This is a genomic window from Streptomyces sp. RLA012, from assembly GCF_056270325.1.
Window position 1 is genome coordinate 37,080 of the sequence record NZ_JBWDPA010000003.1, and the last position, 19,818, is coordinate 56,897.

At 68.0% G+C, this 19,818-nt stretch carries 17 protein-coding genes and 6 pseudogenes; 11 read left to right on the top strand and 12 right to left on the bottom strand.

Annotated features, from left to right (window positions below):
* Positions 1-146 precede the first annotated feature (146 nt).
* Positions 147-497 (bottom strand): VOC family protein, encoded by a 351-nt coding sequence (locus tag RV986_RS52695; RefSeq protein WP_475924797.1) that lies wholly within the window; start codon positions 495-497, stop codon positions 147-149.
* Positions 498-590: 93 nt separating this feature from the next.
* A protein-coding gene (locus tag RV986_RS52700; RefSeq protein WP_475924798.1) for an IS3 family transposase occupies positions 591-1,825 on the bottom strand; the annotation gives its coding sequence in 2 pieces (ribosomal slippage) (positions 591-1,198 and positions 1,198-1,825; 1,236 coding nt in all).
* A 709-nt stretch (positions 1,826-2,534) separates the two neighbouring features.
* Between RV986_RS52700 and ltrA the strand changes: the two genes are divergently transcribed.
* Positions 2,535-3,962 (top strand): group II intron reverse transcriptase/maturase, encoded by a 1,428-nt coding sequence (gene ltrA / locus RV986_RS52705; protein WP_046705834.1) that lies wholly within the window; start codon positions 2,535-2,537, stop codon positions 3,960-3,962.
* A 125-nt stretch (positions 3,963-4,087) separates the two neighbouring features.
* A pseudogene (locus RV986_RS52710) lies at positions 4,088-4,288 on the top strand (transposase); the annotation flags it as partial.
* Positions 4,289-4,321: 33 nt separating this feature from the next.
* Here the strand turns inward: RV986_RS52710 and RV986_RS52715 are convergent.
* Positions 4,322-4,702: a winged helix-turn-helix transcriptional regulator gene (locus RV986_RS52715; protein ID WP_475924799.1), complete on the bottom strand. Its 381-nt coding sequence runs from the start codon at positions 4,700-4,702 to the stop codon at positions 4,322-4,324.
* Positions 4,703-4,779: 77 nt separating this feature from the next.
* Here RV986_RS52715 and RV986_RS52720 point away from each other — a divergent pair, with 77 nt between their 5' ends.
* A complete protein-coding gene (locus RV986_RS52720) occupies positions 4,780-5,712 on the top strand; it encodes an NADP-dependent oxidoreductase (protein ID WP_475924800.1) in 933 nt (310 codons plus the stop codon).
* 89 nt (positions 5,713-5,801) lie between these two features.
* Here the strand turns inward: RV986_RS52720 and RV986_RS52725 are convergent, their stop codons facing one another.
* The 3 genes from RV986_RS52725 to RV986_RS52735 all read right to left on the bottom strand — a co-directional run bounded on the left by RV986_RS52725 (position 5,802) and on the right by RV986_RS52735 (position 8,434).
* A complete protein-coding gene (locus tag RV986_RS52725) occupies positions 5,802-6,635 on the bottom strand; it encodes a transposase family protein (RefSeq protein WP_475924920.1) in 834 nt (277 codons plus the stop codon).
* 108 nt (positions 6,636-6,743) lie between these two features.
* Entirely contained in the window at positions 6,744-7,130 is a 387-nt protein-coding gene (locus RV986_RS52730) for a hypothetical protein (protein WP_475924801.1), read from the bottom strand.
* Positions 7,131-7,501: 371 nt separating this feature from the next.
* Positions 7,502-8,434: an NmrA/HSCARG family protein gene (locus RV986_RS52735; protein WP_475924802.1), complete on the bottom strand. Its 933-nt coding sequence runs from the start codon at positions 8,432-8,434 to the stop codon at positions 7,502-7,504.
* 91 nt (positions 8,435-8,525) lie between these two features.
* Here RV986_RS52735 and RV986_RS52740 point away from each other — a divergent pair, with 91 nt between their 5' ends.
* The 3 genes and pseudogenes from RV986_RS52740 (at position 8,526) to RV986_RS52750 (ending at position 11,124) form a co-directional block, all read left to right on the top strand.
* Positions 8,526-9,161: a TetR/AcrR family transcriptional regulator gene (locus RV986_RS52740; protein WP_475924803.1), complete on the top strand. Its 636-nt coding sequence runs from the start codon at positions 8,526-8,528 to the stop codon at positions 9,159-9,161.
* A gap of 405 nt (positions 9,162-9,566) precedes the next feature.
* Positions 9,567-10,481, top strand: a pseudogene (locus RV986_RS52745) (sensor histidine kinase); the annotation flags it as partial.
* Positions 10,478-11,124, top strand: a pseudogene (locus RV986_RS52750) (response regulator). The pseudogenes RV986_RS52745 and RV986_RS52750, both read left to right, overlap by 4 nt.
* 113 nt (positions 11,125-11,237) lie before the next feature.
* Here the strand turns inward: RV986_RS52750 and RV986_RS52755 are convergent.
* Positions 11,238-11,561 carry a hypothetical protein gene (locus RV986_RS52755; protein ID WP_475924804.1) on the bottom strand — a complete coding sequence of 108 codons (324 nt, stop codon included), beginning with the start codon at positions 11,559-11,561 and terminating at the stop codon, positions 11,238-11,240.
* Positions 11,562-12,500: 939 nt separating this feature from the next.
* Here RV986_RS52755 and RV986_RS52760 point away from each other — a divergent pair.
* Complete coding sequence (locus tag RV986_RS52760) at positions 12,501-13,235, top strand: dienelactone hydrolase family protein (RefSeq protein WP_475924805.1); 735 nt, start codon at positions 12,501-12,503, stop codon at positions 13,233-13,235.
* 308 nt (positions 13,236-13,543) lie between these two features.
* Here RV986_RS52760 and RV986_RS52765 read toward each other — a convergent pair.
* A pseudogene (locus RV986_RS52765) lies at positions 13,544-14,011 on the bottom strand (transposase); the annotation flags it as partial.
* Positions 14,012-14,166: 155 nt separating this feature from the next.
* Here RV986_RS52765 and RV986_RS52770 point away from each other — a divergent pair.
* Entirely contained in the window at positions 14,167-14,523 is a 357-nt protein-coding gene (locus RV986_RS52770) for a hypothetical protein (RefSeq protein ID WP_475924806.1), read from the top strand.
* 190 nt (positions 14,524-14,713) lie between these two features.
* Here the strand turns inward: RV986_RS52770 and RV986_RS52775 are convergent, their stop codons facing one another.
* Positions 14,714-15,004, bottom strand: coding sequence for an integrase core domain-containing protein (locus RV986_RS52775; RefSeq protein ID WP_475924807.1), 291 nt, complete (start codon positions 15,002-15,004; stop codon positions 14,714-14,716).
* Positions 15,005-15,298, bottom strand: coding sequence for a hypothetical protein (locus RV986_RS52780; protein WP_475924808.1), 294 nt, complete (start codon positions 15,296-15,298; stop codon positions 15,005-15,007). It abuts the gene before it with no gap.
* Positions 15,299-15,302: 4 nt separating this feature from the next.
* On the opposite strand from RV986_RS52780, the gene RV986_RS52785 reads away from it, so the two are divergent.
* Positions 15,303-15,965 carry a site-specific integrase gene (locus tag RV986_RS52785; protein WP_475924809.1) on the top strand — a complete coding sequence of 221 codons (663 nt, stop codon included), beginning with the start codon at positions 15,303-15,305 and terminating at the stop codon, positions 15,963-15,965.
* 294 nt (positions 15,966-16,259) lie between these two features.
* Positions 16,260-17,384, top strand: a complete 1,125-nt coding sequence (locus RV986_RS52790) for an NAD(P)/FAD-dependent oxidoreductase (protein ID WP_475924810.1) — start codon at positions 16,260-16,262, stop codon at positions 17,382-17,384.
* Between the two features lie 222 nt (positions 17,385-17,606).
* Here the strand turns inward: RV986_RS52790 and RV986_RS52795 are convergent, their stop codons facing one another.
* Positions 17,607-18,128 (bottom strand): TetR/AcrR family transcriptional regulator, encoded by a 522-nt coding sequence (locus RV986_RS52795; RefSeq protein WP_475924921.1) that lies wholly within the window; start codon positions 18,126-18,128, stop codon positions 17,607-17,609.
* Between RV986_RS52795 and RV986_RS52800 the strand changes: the two are divergent.
* A pseudogene (locus RV986_RS52800) lies at positions 18,127-18,495 on the top strand (zinc-binding dehydrogenase); the annotation flags it as partial. The gene RV986_RS52795 and the pseudogene RV986_RS52800 sit on opposite strands and share 2 nt — an antisense overlap.
* Before the next feature lie 149 nt (positions 18,496-18,644).
* Here the strand turns inward: RV986_RS52800 and RV986_RS52805 are convergent.
* A pseudogene (locus RV986_RS52805) lies at positions 18,645-19,272 on the bottom strand (Tn3 family transposase); the annotation flags it as partial.
* Positions 19,273-19,818: the final 546 nt, after the last annotated feature.

A 19,818-nucleotide genomic window follows, 5' to 3' on the forward strand; every position in this document is an offset into this window, starting at 1 on the left:
CACACGCAGCAGCTTCACGAAGTGACTCCCGAAGTGTCCGGTGTCATTGAAGTGAGTCGGTCGCGACGCCTTGACCTGCAACGACTGAGTTCGTTGACACAGCATCTGAGCGTCGTGCGATGGGCCGAATATTGAGTGCTGTGGGGTCACAGGCCGTGGGCGATGGGGTGCAGCGGTTCGTACAGCGGAAGTTCGGCGCCGCTGGGAAGCCGGATCGCAGTCAGTTTGCCCCAGCGCTGTTCGCTGACCGGGCCTGTGATCTCGACACCCTTGGCGCGGAACTCGCCGAGCTGGGAATCAAGGTCGTCGCACATCAGGTAGAACTCGTGCTGGGGTGGGCCATCGGCCGGGTGCACGGCGACTTCGGCCGGGGGCAACTTGAAGATGAGCCAGCCGCCGCCCGCGTCGACGCCGGGGAAGTCGAGGACGTCACGGATGAAAGCACGGTCCGCCTCGGCGTCCTGGCTGTAGAGGATGACATGTACACCGCTGATCACGGCTAGTAGGGCTTGGTCAGGTCGGTTGTGGTGGTGCGTGTCCTGCGGGCCCGGTGTGGCGTTGAGTGAACCGTTCCGGATTCGGTAGAGACTCTAGATTGTGGCTGTGGCCTGCAGATTTGGCTGCTGTTGGTAATAGACGGCTTCGTATTCGGCTGGCGGGACGTGGCCTATCTCACCGTGGGGTCGGCGGTGGTTGTACCAGTCGGCCCACTCCGCCGTGGCCAACTCGACGTCGCTGAGGGCCTTCCATGGCCGCTGAGGCTTGATGAGCTCGGTCTTGTACAGGCCGATCGTCGATTCCATCAGTGCGTTGTCGAGGGCGTCGCCGACGGTGCCGATGGACGCCGCGATCTGTTCGGCGGTCAGGTGGGCGGCGAGGCGGAAGCTGGTGTACTGCGATCCGGCATCGGAGTGATGGATCAACTCCCCTGCGATGACAGGGGTGTTCGCGCGGTCACGTTGCCACAGGCCCATTTCGAGTGCGGACAGTACCAGCGGCGTCTGCTTGTTCGTCGCGGCGGACCAGCCGACGATCCGGCGGGAGAAGGTGTCCACGACGAACGCGACGTAGATGGTGCCCGACCAGGTGGCCACGTAGGTGAAGTCGGCGACCCACACCCGGTTGGGGGTGCTGGCCACGAACTGCCGGCCCAGCCGGTCCGGGGCCCGGTCTGCTTCCTTGTCCGCCCTGGTGGTGACGGCCTTCTTCCGCGCACCGCTCCCGTGATGCCTTCGGCCTTCATCAGGCGCTCGACAGTGCACCGGGCCACCTGATGTCCTTGCCGTTTCAGTTCGGCCCAGATCTTGCGGGCTCCGTGGACGCTGTAGTTGTCGCGGTAGATCTTGGTGATGAGCGGTGCCAGTTCCGCGTCCCGCAGTGAGCGGGCCGACGGCATGCGCTTCTTGTGTGCGTAAAAGGTGGACGGGTGGATGCTGCAGTCGTGCTCGGTGAGCGTCCTGCAGATCGGCTCGACTCCGCCGAAGCGGTCCCGGTGCTCGTCGATGAACGCTACGAGCGTGTGTGGCCGGTCGAGCTCGGCCGCGAAGAAACTCGCCGCAGCCTTCAAGATCTCGTTCGCCCGCTTCAGCTCGGCGACTTCTTTCCTGAGGGACTTGAGCTGGGCGGATTCCCCGGTCGTGGTACCGGTCCGGGCACCGGCGTCGACTTCGGCCTGACGCACCCAGTTCCGCAGGGACTCCGGCCCGATGTCGAGTTTCGCTCCGATCGAGCGGATCGCCGCGGACTCGGTCTTGTACTGATCACGAGTCTCCAGGACCAGACGCACGGCCCGCTCCTTGAGCTCCTTGGGGTATTGCTTCGCCATAACGGACTCGATCCTTCCAAAAGATCGAGCCTCGATCAAACCCGGAACGGTTCACCGTCGCCGCAAGGGCGAGGAGTTGACCGCCTGGAAAGAGGAGCACGTGCGCCACGAGGCGCTGCATAACCGAGTGGGGGTGTAAGACCCCCACCTTCCGGCGGTCGCAGCCGACCGGAAGAAGCTGAGGACAGCCTGAGCCGGGGAACGCCGGCAAAGGCAGGAGCAGTCCTGACAAAGCCCGGACGCGCCAGAACTACCAGATGGTGCGGGTCGGGCAAGCGAGGTCAGAAGGTGTAACGAGAGTGAACCGGCATTCGAAGCCCCGTAACAGTTCCAGCGGCTCAAATCTGGTGGATATGGGCCGTGATGCAGTGCGTGCCACCTCTTTGTTTTCGGAGGGGCAACTCTGAAGCCGACTGTGTTTATCGGTGAGGAGGCCGTGCCGAATGTCTGCGGCGTAGGTACGGAGATGCTGCCGGGGTATAGCCGGACGCCTCACTGGCCAATCGGTTATGTGGTGAACGTGGGAACCACCTGCGGCTCCCCCTCTGATCCGGACATCCAGTCCGGAAAGCGGGAAGGTCCGTTGCCGACTGACGGCCGCAGTGTGGGACGGAGGCCCCGTAGTAGTCCGAGCGTGCGAGAGGCACGTACATGGCGAAGGGGGCCAGCAAGTCGGCAGTAAGGATGCTGGAATGCCAGGAGGACGACGGTGAATACCGACGAACTGGAATGGGCGGTCACCAAGGCCGAACGCCGGGTACTGGAGATCCAGGCCAAGCTGCACCGTTGGGCAAATGACGATCAACATCGCAGGTTCGACGACCTGTTCAACCTCGTGGCCGATCCCGCCTTCCTTCTGGTGGCGTGGTACCGGGTACGAGGGAACAAGGGGGCGCGCACGGCCGGAGTGGACGGCAAGACGGTCCGCTCCATCGAGGCCGGACAGGGCGTCGAGGGATTCCTCGACAAACTGCGCTCTCAACTCAGAGAGCTGACGTTCCGGCCGGTACCGGTGCGGGAAAGGATGATCCCCAAGGCGGGTGGAAAGCTGCGCCGCCTGGGCATCCCTACTGTGGCGGACCGGGTGGTCCAGGCTTCTCTGAAGCTGGTGCTGGAGCCGATCTTCGAGGCGGATTTCCTCCCGTGTTCCTACGGGTTCCGCCCCAATCGCCGGGCTCACGATGCAATCGCCGAGACTCGCCTGATGACATCCAAGAGCTACGAGTGGGTGGTAGAGGGCGACATCAAGGCGTGCTTTGACGAGATCTCGCACCCGGCACTGATGGGCCGAGTGCGGGGCAGGATCAAGGACAGGCGCGTCCTGGACCTGGTGAAGGCATTCCTCAAGTCAGGCATCTTGTCCAAGGACGGCCAGGCACGGGAAACCCACACCGGCACCCCGCAAGGAGGCATCCTTTCACCGTTGTTGGCGAACATCGCCCTCTCCGTGCTGGACGAGTACGTGGCCAGTATGGACGGGGGGCCGAACTCGACCTCCTACGAGCGCAGAAAGCGCAGGCGCCAGGGACTCGGAAACTACCGGCTCGTCCGGTACGCGGACGATTTCCTGATTCTTGTGTGGGGCACCCGCGAGGACGCGGAGGCCGTGCGCGACGAGGTCGCCTCGGTGCTCGCACCGATGGGGCTCACCCTGTCGGAGGAGAAGACGTTCATCACGCACATCGATGAAGGGTTTGACTTCCTCGGGTGGCACATCCAGCGCCATCTCAAGCGGGGCACGGACAGGCGGTATGTCTACAACTACCCCTCCAAGAAGGCGCTCAACGCCGTCAAGGAGAAGGTGAAGAAGATCTGCCGGAGCAGTACGAACCTTCCCTTCACCGCCCTGTTGCACCAGCTCAACCCGGTGCTCTTCGGGTGGTGCAACTACTTCCGCCCCGGAGTGTCCAAGGTGACGTTCCAGTACCTCAACCACTACACGTGGAAGAGGGTGTTCATCTGGGCGTGCCGTAAGCACAAAGGCATGCGGCTGAGTGGATTCCGCCGAGTTTATTGTGACGGCGGATGGGAGCCCGTCACGGAAAACGGAAAGCTGTTCCAGCCGGGTCGGATGACTACTACCCGATACCGGTTCCGTGGATACAGCATCCCTACACCGTGGACGGTGACTGCATGAGATCACAGAATGCCCGAACGGGACTTGTGGAGAGCCCGGTGCTCGGAGACGGGCACGCCGGGTTCGGAAGGCGGTCCGGGGAAACCCACCAGCGGCAACGCTGGCAGGGCGCCCCGGGCCGACCTTACAACAAGTCTCACAAACAAGTCCGCGCCCGCGTTGAGCACGTCTTCGCGCGCATGAAGGGCTGGAAAATACTGCGCGACTGCCGTCTCAAAGGTGACGGCGTCCACCACGCCATGTGCGGCATCGCCCGCCTGCACAACCTCGCCCTCGCCGGATGGAGAGCGGTCCGCCAGTCGGCCGATCTCACTCTCTCGCGCTAAAGATCATTTACGGGACGGCCCTCAGCGGGGGCCTCAGTCGCTATGGGCGACCGGCTCGGGATCGGCGTCGAGCACATCGAGCACTGCGTCGCCGTTCGCCCTCGCCCACTCGGTCAGCATGTGGATCGGATCGATCAGCGTCGCGCCGAGCGGGGTGAGCTCGTACTCGACGCGGGGCGGTACCTCGGCGTAGGCGTGGCGGCGGATGAGTCCGTGCGCCTGGAGCCGTCGGAGCGTCTGGGTGAGCATCTTGCGGGAGATGCCGCCGATCAGCTCGATCAGCTCGCCATGGCGCACCGGGCCCTTGCTGAGTCCGTAGAGCACGACCGCCGTCCACTTGTCGGCGATCAGCTCGACCGTCAGACGCGCCGGACAGTCGGCGAGAAAGGGATCACCGGGACCGAAACCGCTCATGGCGCCTAAGGTACCTGCTGGTTCCTGTCGGAAACATAGCCTGGGTTCTCTCCCCCCCTCCAAAGCACAGGAGAGTCATGCGAGTCATCACCCAGCAGACGCTCGGCGGTCCCGAGGTGCTCACCATCGTGGACGCGCCCGAGCCCCGGCCCCTCCCGACCGAGGTTCTCGTCCGCGTCAAGGCGATCGGGCTGAACCCGCTGGAGGCGCTCCTGCGCGCCGGCGAGTCCCCCCCGATGCTCGGCCGGCCGCCGTTCGTCCTCGGCTGGGACATCAGCGGTGTGGTCGAGGAGGGGTCGCTGACGTATCGGTTCAAGCCCGGCGACGAGGTGTTCGGGATGCCGCTGTTCCCGCGGGCGGCGGGCGCGTACGCCGAGGTCGTGTCGGCGCCGGCGTTGCACCTGGTACGCAAGCCGGCGTCGCTCTCGCACGTCGAGGCGGCGGCGCTGCCGGTCGTCGGGCTGACGGCGTGGCAGGGCCTCGTCGACCTCGGCGGCGTGAGCGAGGGCGACCGCGTCCTGGTCCACGGCGGTGGTGGCGGGGTCGGCCACGTCGCGATCCAGATCGCGAAAGCGCTGGGCGCGCACGTGATCGCGACCGCCAGTGGGAGCAAGCGGAAGTTCGTCGAGGGGTTCGGCGCCGACGAGGTGATCGACTACACGGCGGTCGACTTCACCGAGGCGGTCCGTGACATCGACGTCGTGCTCGACACGATCGGCGGCGACACCGTCGAGCGGTCGCTCGGGGTGCTCCGCCCGGGCGGTCACCTGGTGACGGCGGTCGCCGAGGGGGATTCGGAGCTCGTCGCCAAGTACGAGGCGGCCGGCATGCGCTTCAGCGGCATCGCGGTCGACCCCGATCCGGTCGCCCTGCGAGGTCTCGTCGAACTCGTCGAACAGGGCAGGCTCCGGGTCCACGTGCAGGAGACGTTCCCGTTCGAGCGCGTCGCCGACGCGCACCGGCTGCTCGACGGCGGTCACCTCCAGGGCAAGCTCGTCCTCACCGTCTGATGCCGTCGTGGGGCCTCGCGTGAGCGCGGCCCCAATGAGACCCGTGCGTCATGAAAGCTGCACGTCAGGCGGCCTGGTGTGCGTAGGCATCAGGAAGCCCGGGCAGGTCCGGAGCGGTAGTCCACCGACAAGATCATTCGTGAGCGGGCCGCTTCCCGGTTCGTCAGCATCAGCAGGGTCCGCACCAGCGCGGTCGCCCGCCTCGGATCCGTGCGGTCCTTGCCGGGAACTCTCCAGTTCTTCAGATGGGCGAAGCCGTGTTCAACCGGGGCCCGCACCGCGGCCAGTGCCTTGTCGGACAGCTTCTGGCCGCGGGTCAGGGGCCGGTTCCGGGCCGCCTTGTAGCCGGTGATCACCGCCGGGTCGGCGTCAGGAGGACCGTCGTCGAGGCCGATGAACCCCAGGTCGGCGATGGCGCCGAGCCCGGCGGCCCGCAGGTGGGCGGTGAGCTTGTCGTGTCGGCAGGCGGTGCTCTCGGATGTGCGTCCGGGCCGAACTGCGCAGATCCGTACCAGTCGGCCGCGGTCGTCGGTGAGCGCGATCACGAACAGGCCATGGTATGTGTGTTTGCCCGAGTAGTTCGGCCGGTTGTCCGCTCCGGTGCGACGGCGGGTGCGTATGAGGGAGCCGTCCAGCAGGACCACGCCGCCGCCCTTTCGGGCGATCTTCTTCAACGCGCGGTCCAGGCGCGGGGCGCGGGTGGCCGGCAGGCCGACGACCTCGCGCACCCACCGGCTCACGGTGGTGCGGTGCACCCCGTTCCCGCCGGCCAGATCGCCGGGCCGCTGGTCACGGCGCAGCACCGCCGGCACGATGCCTGCGATCTTCCCCGCGGGCAGCGCCCGCCACCGCGAGCCGATCTTCTTGCAGTGGCCGCGTATCAGGTCGGCGAGACAGTTCAAGGTCGCGCTCGACAGCGGCAGGCGGGCGGTGTGAACAAGGCCGTCAGGGCCCTCGGCGAGACCGTTGTTTTTTCACGGCAAACTCAACTGCCGTCGGGAGCCCGTCAGTTACGGGCGCGCCCCGCGCGACTACGGACGTGCCGTGAACCGCCCGTCGCCCCGCTTGTGCAGCCAGCCGCGGTCGGCGAGCCTGGTCATCTTCGCCCGCAGAGGTTCCAGCTTGCCGCGCACCGAGGCGTCCAGACCCAGCCGCTCGCCGACCGCCCTGACCTGCACCGGGCCGTCGGCCTCCCACACGATCGCCAGGATCTTGCGGTAGTCGCCGGGCAGCGCGCCCTCGTCGGCCGCGTCGCTGCGGTGCGGGATGAGCAGGACTGCCCGCCCGGCCACCTTCGCCGATACCGGAGCGACAGCCCCGGCGCCGGCCCGGGCCTGCTCGGCCAGGCGGTTCAACACCCGCTCCGCGATCGCCAGTTCATCCCGCTCGGCCTGGACCTCCTGGAGTTGCTTGGCCAACTCCTCGGCGAGAGCGTCCAGTTCGCTCCGGCGGGCGGTGATCCACTGCCGCTCCTGCGTCCCCCGCGCCCTCCCGCGTTCTCACGGCGTGCCGACCTGCTGACGGATCGTAGGCGGGGACCGGTAGTGGGCGCAGCTGTCGACGATGGTCCGGCTGGCAATGCGCTGCTCCTTGGGCACACCCAATTTGTCGGCCCACGCCTTCCAGGTGCCGTAGCCCGGGGGCGGGCTTGCCGACCCACGATCGGGATCGCTCCCGTGAAAGGCATAGCCGCAGGGTTGGCCACCGGAAGTCCCCCAGGCACGCGGGGAGCGGTCGGCGGCCTCTGCGTGGAGGGCCAGAGACGCCCGGATGCGCTGTGTTGAGCCGGTTACCGGCCCTTGATTGCGCCGGTCATGTGCCCGGCCGCGCCCGACCGCTTCTGCAGGGCGTCCAGCTGCGCCATCAGCCGCGTCCGGCCCGACCGCTCCAGCCAGGTACCGAAGTCCATGAGGCGGGGGTGGGTCTTGCGCAGGGGCTCGGGGTCGGAGTCGTAGTAGGTCTCGTTCGCCCAGGTGAACACCTTCGCGACCTCGGGGTCATGCTCCCAGAGGATGTCGAGCGGCACCTGTGTGTGCGGGATCGGCCGGCCGGCTGCCGTGCTCAGCGCGGCGGCGATCTGCGGGGCGGTCAGCCGGTCGCCGGTGATCTCCACAGCCTGGCCCAGGTAGCTGTCCGCCTTCGCGAAGACCAGCGCGGCCAGCGCGCCGATGTCATCGATGGCGATCAGCTGCATGACCAGGTCGTCATGCCAGGGCACGGTGAGGGCGCCGTTCTGGAAGAACCTCGCCGGGCTGGTGAAGTCCTCCATGAACCCGGCGGGGCGCAGGATCGTCGCGGGCACGCCCAGGTCGTGGATGTGCTGCTCGATCTGCCACTTGTCGATGGGACCCCAGCCGCGCTCCATGTAGAAGCGGTTCTGGCTCTGCATGCCGCCGACCGACGAATACACCAGGTGTTGCACGCCCGCGGCCTTGGCGGCATCCGCGACGTTCTTGCCCTGGGGGATCTCGTTGGCGTTGGCGGACTGAACGCTGTAGACGCCGTAGACGCCGCGTATCGCCGCGTCGAGGGAGGCACGGTCGTCCAGGTCGCCGCGGACGACCTCGGCGCCCGCAGCGGCGAGAGCGGCGGCAGCCGGGGCGGTCTCGTCACGGACCAGGGCGCGGACCCGCCAGCCGGCGGCGAGCAGGTGGCGGGCGGTGGCGCCGCCCTGGTTCCCGGTGGAGCCGGTGACGAGGACGGTCTTGTCGTGGGTGTTCATCGTGGTCTCCCTGGCGCACTCGGCTAATTTCTGCACTGAATGCGAGTTTGCATTGAGTGCATGTTAGCTGTCAATGCAGTATTCTCGGGGCATGGTCATACGAGAGCACGGCGCCCCGGCGCCTTCCCTGCGTGAGAGGAAGCGGGAACGCACCCGTCAGGCGCTGGTCGACGCAGCGGCGAAGATGTTCGAGCGCAAGGGGTACGACGAGACGACCGTCGCGGAGATCGCGGCGGCGGCAGAGATCGGCACCCGGACTTTCTTCGGCTACTTCGCGAGCAAGGAAGACATCCTCTTCCCCGACAGCGACGCGCGGGCGCGGACCACGATCGAGGCGATCGCCAACCGCGATCCGGCCGAGGGGCCCGTGGACGTGCTGGTGCGGGCGCTGGAGACCGTCGCCGAAACCGATGCCGACATGGTCAGCCCGATGGCGGCCGTGCGGATGAGGCTTTTTCGCACGGTGCCCGCAGTGCGGGGCAAGGCGCTGCAGATCCAGATGTCGGCACAGCAGGAGATCGCGCGGGCCCTGCAGGCTGCCTTCCCCGACGAACTGGACCGGGTGGGCGCGGCGGCTCTGACCGGGGCGCTGACAGGCGCGGTGAACGGCGCGCTCGACGCGCTCATGGACGACGAGGATGCGGCAACCGTCGCCCTCGACGCCGATCGCCTGCGGGAACGGGTGCAGCAGGCGACGGAACTGGCACTCAGGACCTGGCGGAGCTGAGGGGCGGGCGCGGCCACCCTGGCGCCCGCCGGTCCGGCCCGGCCCCGCCGGGCGAAGGCGCGGGCTTCGGGCGGGCGCGGGCGTACGTGAGGGTGTCGTGTCCGTACGGGGTCACGCGGGCGGCCCACCGCACCGGCCGGCCCTCCAGCACCGATAGCCCCGATAGCTCCGAACAGATCTCCCGGCCGGCCAGTTCCACCAGACCCGGACTCTCCAGGGCGTTGACGTTCTGCTGCTGCGGCAGCAGGAACTCCGTATCAAGCCCCCAGCCATGCCCGGCCGCGCTCGCCCAGCGCCTCCAGAACGGACAGTGCCCTCTCCCGGTTCCTCATCCCACTCCCCCAGCGGTGTGCCCGTAGGCGTCCGCGTGTTCGCCGACCTTGAAGTGCTCTCCCAGCTGAAGCAGGGAGAGCACTTCAAGTGGTGTCCCTGCCGCAGTTCTGGCTCTTCACCCGCGCCCCGCGGGACGCGATCACGCTCAGCGGGGCCGCCGCGGCCCTCACCGTGTTCGGCGGCACGCTCGGCCAGGGCTGGAGCCCTCAATTCCTCACCGGGAACGCGGTGTTCACCGTCGTCGCCTACGTCGCCGGGGCGGGACTGGGGCTGTGGGTGCACCGCTTCGTCGGCCAGAGCAACGAGCGGCAGGAGCAACTGACCGCTGAACTCGCCGTCACCCAGGATGAGTTGGCAGCCGCATATCAGCGGCAGGGCGCGGCCGAGGAGCGCGAACGGCTCGCCCGGGAGATCCACGACACCCTCGCCCAGGGCTTCGCCTCCATCGTGGTGCTCGCGGAGGCGGCTCGCGCCGCCACCGTCACCGACCCCGTGCGCTGCGCCGGGCAGCTCACCTCCATCGAGCAGACCGCGCGCGAGAACCTGGCCGAGGCCCGGGTGCTTGTCGGCTCCGCTCCCGAGAGCGGTGTCGCGGCCGGTTCGCTGGCCACCACCCTGCGCAGGACCCTGGATCGTTTCGTCCAGGACACCGGCCTCACCGTCACCGTCGAACTGCCCGACATCGACCTCGACCAGCGCACCCGCATCGCCCTGCTGCGCTGCACGCAGGAGTCCCTCGCCAACGTGCGCAAACACTCGGGTGCCTCCACCGTCGGCGTCGTTCTCTCCGAACGGGCGGGCGGTGTCGAGCTGGAGATCACCGACGACGGCTGCGGCTTCGTCGTCGAGGAGTCCCATGGTTTCGGCCTCGACGGCATGCGCCGCCGGCTGGCCGAACTCGACGGCGGACTCGCCGTCACCAGCTCCCTCGGGGACGGCACACGTGTCCTCGCCAGCCTTCCCACGCACAGTCAGGACCGACCATGACCGACACTGCGTACGACCGGATCCGGGTGGTCGTGGTCGACGACCACGCCGTGATGCGCGCCGGAGTCATCGCCCTGCTGGCCAACGAGCCCACGATAGAGATCGTCGGCGAGGCGAGCGACGGCCGCGAGGGCGTCGGCCTCGTCGAGCGGCTCGCCCCCGACGTGGCCCTCGTCGACCTGCGCATGCCGGTGCTCGACGGTGCGGCCGCCACACCGAGATCGTCGCCCTGCCGGTGGCCACCCGGGTGCTGATCCTCACCACGTACGACACGGACGTCGAGATCGAACGAGCCGTGGAGGCCGGCGCCGTCGGCTACCTCCTCAAGGACACCACCCGCGAGCAGCTCGCCGACGCCATCCGCTCGGCGGCGCGCGGTGAGACGGTTCTCGCGCCCAAAGTCGCGGAGCGCCTGGTGGCCCGGATGCGCCGCCCCGAGCCGGTCGTGCTCACCGCCCGCGAGCGGGACGTGCTGCACGCGGTCGCCGACGGCCTGTCCAACGCGGAGATCGGCCGTCGCCTGGTCATCGGGGAGGCCACGGTGAAGACACACCTTCTGCGGGTCTTCGCGAAGCTCGACGTCAGCGACCGCACTCGCGCCGTCGTCGTCGCCCTGGAACGCGGACTCCTTGCGCGCTCCTGAGGGCCAGGCGCCCTAGCTACTTGCCCCTGAAAAGGGTCCGGGCGGTGATGGCCCTGCTGTGGGATGGCGGTGTGTTGTCAGGATGCGCCTGGAAGCCGGTTCTTGTCGCCCGTTCAGCCGATGAATCGCACCGAGCGGGGGCCTCCGATATGGGCCACCGAGCGGCCGGGGTCCAGGTTCAAGACGAAGAAGGTGCAGTCGGCGCCGGAGTAGACGCTCATCGTCTTGTCCGTCTGGTTGGCGATCAGATCTGGCTGGACCTGGAGGTTGATGCAGACGTTGTCCGGCGGGTTGGTGATCCGGAACTCCTGACCGCTGATCGAGAAGTACCGAAGCGCTCCCGTGGCGGCCTGAGCGTTGGTGGACAGGCCGGTGGCCAGAACGGCTGCCGTGCCGACCGCCAGGCCGAGTTTGCCCAGGCGGGCGAGTGTGAGCATGAGAGGTCCCCGTTCCCTGCGTGGCGCCGGCTCTCAGAGGTCCGGCAGCCAAGTGAGAGAGCCCCGGTTGGGGCTGATTTGTGTTTCTGCTCTGCAGACCGGACCGGCGACCCGCCGCGCTCGGCTTCCCACGGTGCCCTCCTCCTTGTCCGGGCCGGTGGGATGTGGATCGCGCTGCCTCAGAGAGTGCCCGTAACGGCGTGTCAGGGCATGAGCAGTCATTACTCAACCCGGGCGCGGTGCGGCAGCCTGAAGCGGCCACGTGTGCGACGAAGTGGCCCCTACGACGGACCCGTGGCAATCCTGCGCTCCCCCGTCCATCACCACCTCAGCCGCGGCGAGGTCGTGCGCTCGTGCGTCGTCGCGGTCGGACGCTCGCACAGCGGCCCCCGCTTACCGGGCGTGCGGACGCGAGGGAAGCCTGTGGCGGGTGGTTGGGGGCGGGCAGGTCCCGCAGAGGCTGCCTGAAGCGGCTGTGCGCGGCGAGAGCCCCTCAGCCCCTCACTTTCCGTGACGGCCGAAGACAAAGAACAAGGTCAGAGCCTGTTTTCGATCCCTGGCGAGCGTTTGCCCAGCTCAGTATTCGAACAGGGTCTTCGAAGTGTGGTGAGGACCGTGCAGACACAAGATCGGTATCGCTGTCACGGGCAGCGCGTCGACCGGGTTAAAAATCCGAGGGACTGACCGAGATCATTCTCGCGAACAGCACTGTGGACTGGGGGGGGGCTGGCATCGTTCCTGTCCGGTGGGCTACGTTGTGCGGCGATGACTACCGGGACGGCATTGCGCCACACACGGATTGGTGACCCGGCGCTCCTCTGAGCGCCGTACGGGCCGGTGCCGGCCCGCTGTTGGATCGAGGATCTGGCGCTGCTGCGCGGGCTCCGCCTCCTGTCGTGTTGATCACAGTTCGACACGTCAACCACGACAGGAGAAGTCATGCCCACCAAGATGCTGCACATTCCCACCGCGGATGGCCGGGCCGACGCTTTCGCCGCCTTCCCCGGCGGTGGCGAGCGGCACCCAGGGGTGCTGATGTACGCGGACGGCTTCGGTATCCGGCCCGTGCTGCGGGAGATGGCCCGCGAACTGGCCGGGCACGGGTACTACGTGCTCGTCCCCAACTTCTTCTACCGGCACGGCCCGGCACCGGTGATCGAACTTCCCGAGCACATCGGTGAAGAGGTCCGGCCCGCGGTCTTCGCCCAGCTGATGCCCTTGATCGAGGCGCACACCGCCGAACGTGTTCTGAGCGACGCCGACGCCTACCTCAGGTTCCTCACCACCCAGCCCGAGGTCGGCGCCGGACCGGTCGCGGTGACCGGGTACTGCATAGGCGGCCTCCTGGCGATGCGCACCGCCGCGGCCCACCCCGGCCAGGTAGCCGCCGTCGCCGGATTCCACGGTCCCGTGGGCGCCGACGGGCCCGGCAGCCTCTCCAAGCTGACGGCCCAGGTCCACCTCGGCCACGCCGAAGGCGACATGACGCCCGAGGCACTCGGCGAGCTCAACCAGGCCCTGGACGCCGCGCGTGTCGGCTACACCTCCGAGATCTACCCCGGCACCGTCCACGGCTTCACCATGTCCGACACCGACGCCTTCAGCCCCGCCGCGCTGCAGCGCCATTGGGACCGTCTGCTGCCCCTCCTCGACCGCACCGTGGCCAACAGCTGAGGCTCCGGCTCGGAGACCAAACCTGACGTACATGGCTCCGGATTTCCTAGCGATGCTTCGAAACCGGTGTGAGGGCGGGCGCATCCCGCCCTCACACCGGCTGGGGAGCCATTGATCGATGGCGGCGATGTGGATGTGCTCGCATCGCCGGTTGGGCTGACGTGTTCGTGACGGCGGTGGGGGGATACACCCGGGTCGGTGCCCCGGGTGTCCCTGGGACGTGTTGCTGGCCGACAACTCCGGGGTCGTCAGTCCCGCTGGGCCTCGCGGGAGTCAGACTGTCCGCTTCTGCGAGAGTTTCGGCGGGTGTGGGTACGGGCCGCGGTGAGGTCGTGCGCGCGGCCGGGCAGTGCGGGTGGGATCCACCGCAGCCGGCCAACCGGATCGGTCACCACTTGCATGTTTACGCCGTGGCGGCGGTGTTTGGCGCAGGAGTCGGCCTGGCCGTCGCCCAGGCGGTCGCACTCCGCGAGAGTTCCGTCGAGCAGGACGTAGTCGGGATCGGTCTCGCGCAGCACCTTGAGCAAGCCTGGTGCACGGTCAGCGAGCAGGCTGATCACCGCAGCGGTGCAGGCGTGAGCGGTGCCCACCGAGATGCCGAAGCCGACGGCGAGCTGGGCGAGGGTGTCGTACTTGCGCAGGTACGTCAGGCCGACGAGCGCACGCTGGTGCGGCGGGAGTTTGCAGCGTCGGTCACCCTCGCGGGTGACGATGAGCATGGTGACCCACTCGACCAGGGCGTGGGGCAGGTCGAGTGCGGCAGGATAGAGAACCAATGCGGCTCCTGTGCCTGTGGGTTGAGACTTCGACACCTCCCCCAACGGCATGGGAGCCTCGTGCGTTGCGCAAGCTTACTGACACCAAGTCGCTCCGACAATCGGCCGCCGCAGCGGGCATGACGATTACCACGCGAGTAGTGAAGACTGGATAGATGCCTCACTCCCCCGGCGGACTTCTGTTCGTAGCGCTCGGTCTCGTACTTGTCGCCGCCGGCTCCGTCTGGAGGGGACGTGTCCTGCGCCCCCTCTCAGTGAAACGGGCCCAGGCGGCCGCGATCCGGGACCGTTCCAGAAACCTGCTGCGTTCTGCGGACATGGTGATCGCCGAAGCGCGCCGCCGGGCCGCACGCGGCGAACCGGCCATCGCCACGGTCGGGGATGTGACCAGGGTGGCGTGCCAGCACTACGGGCACCTCTTCGTGGAGCGCGAAGAGGCAGCTGCCGCCCTCCGCCAGCGCTATGAGGCCGCCGACTGCCGGGTGGACTGCATGACCGACGCTTTCAACTGACTGCCTCCTCGGCGAGTGCTTGATGCCAAGGGCGCCGGAGCCGTCGCCTGATCGGTGGGCGCGCTGAAAGGGCTCAATGAGCCGACTGTGTCAACTTCCCTGACGGGCCAGTGACCCCAGGCACTACGGGAGCACACGGCGATGACGTCTTGAGCTGAACCGGGTTTCGTGGAGGCCGGTCTTGTGTGTTTCAGGCGGGGTTCGGTGTCGCCTGGGAACGGTAGTGCTGGGCCTCGAACTCCTCGGGCGGGAGGTGGTCGAGGGCGGAGTGGAGCCGCTCGGTGTTGTACCAGGCGACCCACTGGACGACGGCGCGTTCGACCTGGTCAGCGTCCCGCCAGGGCCCGTGGTGCTCGATCGGCTCAGCCTTGAAGAAGCCGTTCAGGGCCTCGGCCATGGCGTTGTCGTACAAGTCCGCGACGGAGCCGGCCGAGGCTGCGGCGCCCACGTCCGTCAGCCGTTCGCTGGAGCGGATCGACACCTATTGCCCGGACTCAACCGGTGACCGGCCGTCGCTGATCCTCAGGCCGGCCACGGCACAGGAGTCATACTGCTGTCCGACCACGCGGACGGCGACATGATCCAGTACTCCGAGATAGCCCCAGTGCTGCGGGCCCGCGGCCTGAGCACCGTCCGCATCACGGAAGTCCTCGACCACATCGGCGTCCTCCTCGACGACCGGCCCGCGCCCTTCGATCTGTGGCTTGAACGGAAACTCGACGGCCTCGTCGCCGGGATCCGACGGAACGTCGAAGGAGGGACACGGACCCTGCACGACGGTGGCCCCCGGTCCCGGGCCCGGCATCACGCAACGGTCTGGAACTACCTCAAACGGCACCATCTTCAAGAACCCGACCGCCCGCATCCACGTCGGCCAGCGCGAAGAAGGCGTCATCCAGCCCCTGGAGCCCGAGCACACCAGCGGGTCCGTCGCCGCCGTCACCCACCCCGCCGACCGGCTGATCCTCGCACTCGCCGCAGTCCACGCGGCACGGCCTGGCGCCATACGCCGCCTCCGGCTCGACGATCTCGACATCGGCAACCGCCGCCTGACGATCGACGGCCGCACCCGCCCACTGGACGACCTCACCCTTCAACTTGCCCATAAGTGGCTGGAGTTCCGACGCAGCCGCTGGCCCGACACAGCCAACCTGCACCTGCTGATCAACAAGCAGACCGCCCTGGGGACCGAACCCATCGGCAAGAGCTCCGTCGCCGGCCCGGCGCTGCACGGCCAGACCGCGACACTCGAACGACTCTGTATGGACCGTCAGCTCGAAGAGGCACTCGTCCACGGTCCCGACCCGCTGCACCTCGCCGAGGTCTTCGGACTCAGCGAGAAGACCGCGATCCGCTACGCGAACTCTGCCCGCGCTCTCCTGGAGCGGCCCTTGGAAGCCGACCCCGCAACTTCACCCCGAACCCACGGGTCCACCCCCTAACATCAGGGCATCGGACCCACGGGTTCCCGCCGAAGGGCCTTCAGTTTTCGCGAACTCGCGGGGGTCTAGGGGTATAGCCGAGGTGAGCCCAAAAGGGGCCGTGAGGTGATCTTGAAGTCGAACGGCCGGTGGTCGGTCTCGGTGAGCTGGGGTTCCGGCCGAAGTCCCGCGTTCGGGTGTAGGTGTCTGCGTTGCTGGCTAGCCTGATCGTCGTCTGTCTGCCGCACGACGAGAGGACTACTGGTGCCCGAGCTGGAAACGGGAGTTCGCCCGTGATCTGGGAAGGGGGCGTTCGTGAGGATCGGGTCCCTGAAGCGGCCTGAACGTGTTGCTGTCATCGGAGTGGGCATCCTCGGAGCCAGCGTGGGCTGGAACCTGTCCCGGCACGGCGCCAAGGTGGTCTTCATCGACGCAGGCCAGCCGGGCGAAGGCGTCACCAACTGGTCTTTCTCGTGGGTCAACGCCAGCAACAAGACCGTGCGCAAGTCCTACTTCGACCTGAACGTCGCGGGCATGGCTGCCTACCGTGAACTTGCCAGGGCCATCGGGCCAGACTCATGGTGGTATCCCAGCGGCCACCTGCGCTGGGCAGACGATCCCGCAGCGGAGGCGAAGTTCCTGAAAACAGCCGAACTACTGGCCAGCTGGGACTACCGGGTCGAGGTGTACACGGGGGCCGAGGTGCGCCGCCGCCTCGAACCTGCTCTCACGATGCCGGGCGAGGTTCCAGTCGTGTTCTACCCCGACGAAGCCTGGGTGCACGGACGTCATCTCGTCGGCCGCCTGGTCGGCCAGGCCGTTGCATCCGGCGCCGAGCTCCGGTCCGGCACCGCGGTCTGTGACATCGGCACCGGTGCCGACGGGAGCATCCGGACAGTTGCTCTATCCGATGGGAGCTGTCTCGACGTCAACGTTGTCGTGAACGCAGCAGGCCCCAGCGCCTCCCACGTCGCCGGGCTCATCGCACGGCACTTGCCGATGCGCCGGGAACCCGGCGTCGTCACCCGGGTCGACTGTGCTCAGATCCCGGTTCAACGGGTCATGCACGCGCCTCACATCGAGATCCGTCCTGACGGAGACGCTTCGGTAGTCCTGCACAGCCGCGAGATCGACGCACTCATCGACACGGGCGAAGATCCAGCGCAACTCGCGCGGCTGCTCCACGAATCGGCGCGGCACGCCGTTCCCGAGCTCGGCAACTCCCGCATCACACAGACACGGGTAGCCGACCGGCCCATCCCAGCCGACGGATTCCCCTCGGTGGGAGCGGTGCCGTCTGTGCCGGGCTACTACGAGGCCGTTTCTCACAGCGGCATCACGCTCGGGCCGGTAATCGGCCGGCTGCTTGCTTCGGAGATCCTCAGCGGGAAGAGAGATGAGATGCTTGCGGACTTCCGCCCGGAACGGTTCCCCCCGTGACAGCCCGGGCAAGCGCGACCTGCGGAAACGTGATCACTCCGGGGCCTGTCGCAGAACTCTCACAGATGACCATTTATGAGAATGACCGTGCGTGACGCCCATGGCCCGAGGCTGCCGGTAGCGCCGGTTTTCGTTCCGATGTTCCTACCGAAGCCGACGTATGCCCTCAACCGATGGCCTCTTACGGTAGGGGGCAGGGGCGCGGCCCGAGCCCTCGGCAGTTCAGTGATCGGGCGAGTGCAGTCCCGCCAGAAGCAGACCCAGCAAGGTGCGGATCGCATCGGGCCGTCGATTGGCCTGCGTAGGGCGCAGCGAGGAGATCGCCATCAGGCCGACGCGGACGTCTGTGACGGAGGTCCCTCGCCGCAGGACCCGCTGCTGGTGTGCGCGGGCGACGAGTTGTTCCAGTGCTGCGGCATGGGCTCGCCGGTCGTTGCGGAACGCGTCGCCTGCCGTGTGTGAGCCCAGCAGGGCCTCATTGAGGCCGGGGGCCCGGATCCGGTGTTCCACGAACTGGCGGATGGCTCCGCTGAGCGCGGTCCAGGCGTCCGGCTCCGCCAGTGCGGCCTGCATGTCAGCCCGGCAGGCCGCCACATGCCCGGCAAGGGCCGCGCTGATCAAGTCCGTGCGGGTGGGGAAGTGTCGGTACAGCGTCGCGATGCCCAGACCGGCACGCCGCGCGAGCTCGCGCATGGGAAGGTCCACGCCCTCCGCGGCGAAAGCCTCGCGGGCGGTCGCGATGATGTGTTCAAGGGAGTTGGGGGTTGAACCCGTGGACTACGGGCGCGGTCTGCCCGTCCGGATCCGCGCACTGACCGCCGCTCCGGTCGACCGGGCACTCGACGTCGCGGGGGCCGGGTCGCTGAGTGAACTGATCGAACTGGTCGGCACCGCGGACAGCGTCGTCACTCTGGCCGACTTCGGGGCATCCACGTACGGAGTTCGGCTGTCCATGGGCCGCTTCGGCGGCCGGCCCGACGGCGTCCACGGACTCACGTCAGCCACAGCACTCGCCGACCGGGGCCGCTTCCGCGTTCCGGTCCGGGACACCTACCCGGCCCATCAGGCAGCACAGGCACACGAGACAGCCGCACGACCGCCCCGACGGGGAAAGATCGTCCTTGACATGACCCATACCAGTTGGACCACGACCGACACGACTGAGCGCTCTACTGGTAGCACCCTCCTATCTCCTCCGGCCGACACTGCCCCGGCCGACACTGCCCCGGCCGCCGGGCAGGCCGGGCCGGCTGACGCCGCCTACTCCTCGTCGTCCTCGTCGAGCCCGGCGGCGTCCGGGTCGCGCAGCGGCCGCAGACCGCCGCAGACCGCCGCCGGCCGGGGTGGAGGCGGTGAAGCTGTAGCGGCCCAGGACGTTCAAATTCTTGTGCTTGAGCGGGGAGAGCCGGGCCACGTCCTCGTCGCGGATCTCGTGGCCCTCGGCACAGAGCTGGGCGACGGTGGCGTCGATGTACCGCGTGGTCCAGAGCACCACGGCATTCAAAACGAGACCCAGCGAGCCCAACTGATCTTCCATCCCGTCCCGGTACGTCTGGTGGATGGTGCCCTTCTTGCCATGGCAGATGTCGCGGGCGAGCTTGTGCCGGGGCTCCTGGACGGTGAGCTGCTTGTGCATCTGGCGCCGACAGGTGTCGTCGACCGGGTCGACCACCGCCAGGAGGTGGAGGGTCTTGGCGATCCGCCCGTACTCGGCGAACGCTCGCCCCAGCGGGGCCGGGTGGCCCTCGCGGCCGAACATCCGCAGCAGGTCATAGGCCCGGATCTGGTTGGTGACCAGGGAGCCGGCCACCCGCAGCATGTCCGGCCAGGCCGTGAGGACCTTCTTCACGTTGACCTTGTTGCGGGCCAGCGCCTCCAGTCGCCCATACCTGCCCGCCGTCTCGAGCGTGAGGAAGCAACCGGGCACGGTCGCTGAGCAGTTCGGCGGCCGCGCTGAGGGCCTGATGGAGATCGACGTGTGGTCCGCGGCAAGACCGACGGGACCGGTTCGGTCACCGCGGGCGCGTGGCGCGCCCGCGCCTCGACGCGCCCGAAGTCCGTCGGCACCGCACGACGGCGAGCCGATCACCGCAAACGATCCGGCCGGCCGCGCGAGCAGTCCTGCTGACCGCTTCGGCGTCCGGGGCTCCCCCGGCTCGCTGCAACCGGAGCGAGGAAAGGAACTGCTGGCCATGAGTACGGTTGCACGTCGTCGGCAGACTGATCGGGCACTTCTGTGACCACTGCGGCCCCGGATCCGGCCCCCGGCCGGTCGATCGTTCGGTCGATCGCCCTGGGGTGGTGTTCTCGGCGTTCGCGTCGGGTGACTGTCCCGGCGTGGAGAGGACCTGCCCGGTCCGGCGGGATGTCACGGCGTGTGGGGAAACGATCGGCAAGGGAAGCGGTCGACGAGGTTCATGTGTCGGTGCGGGCC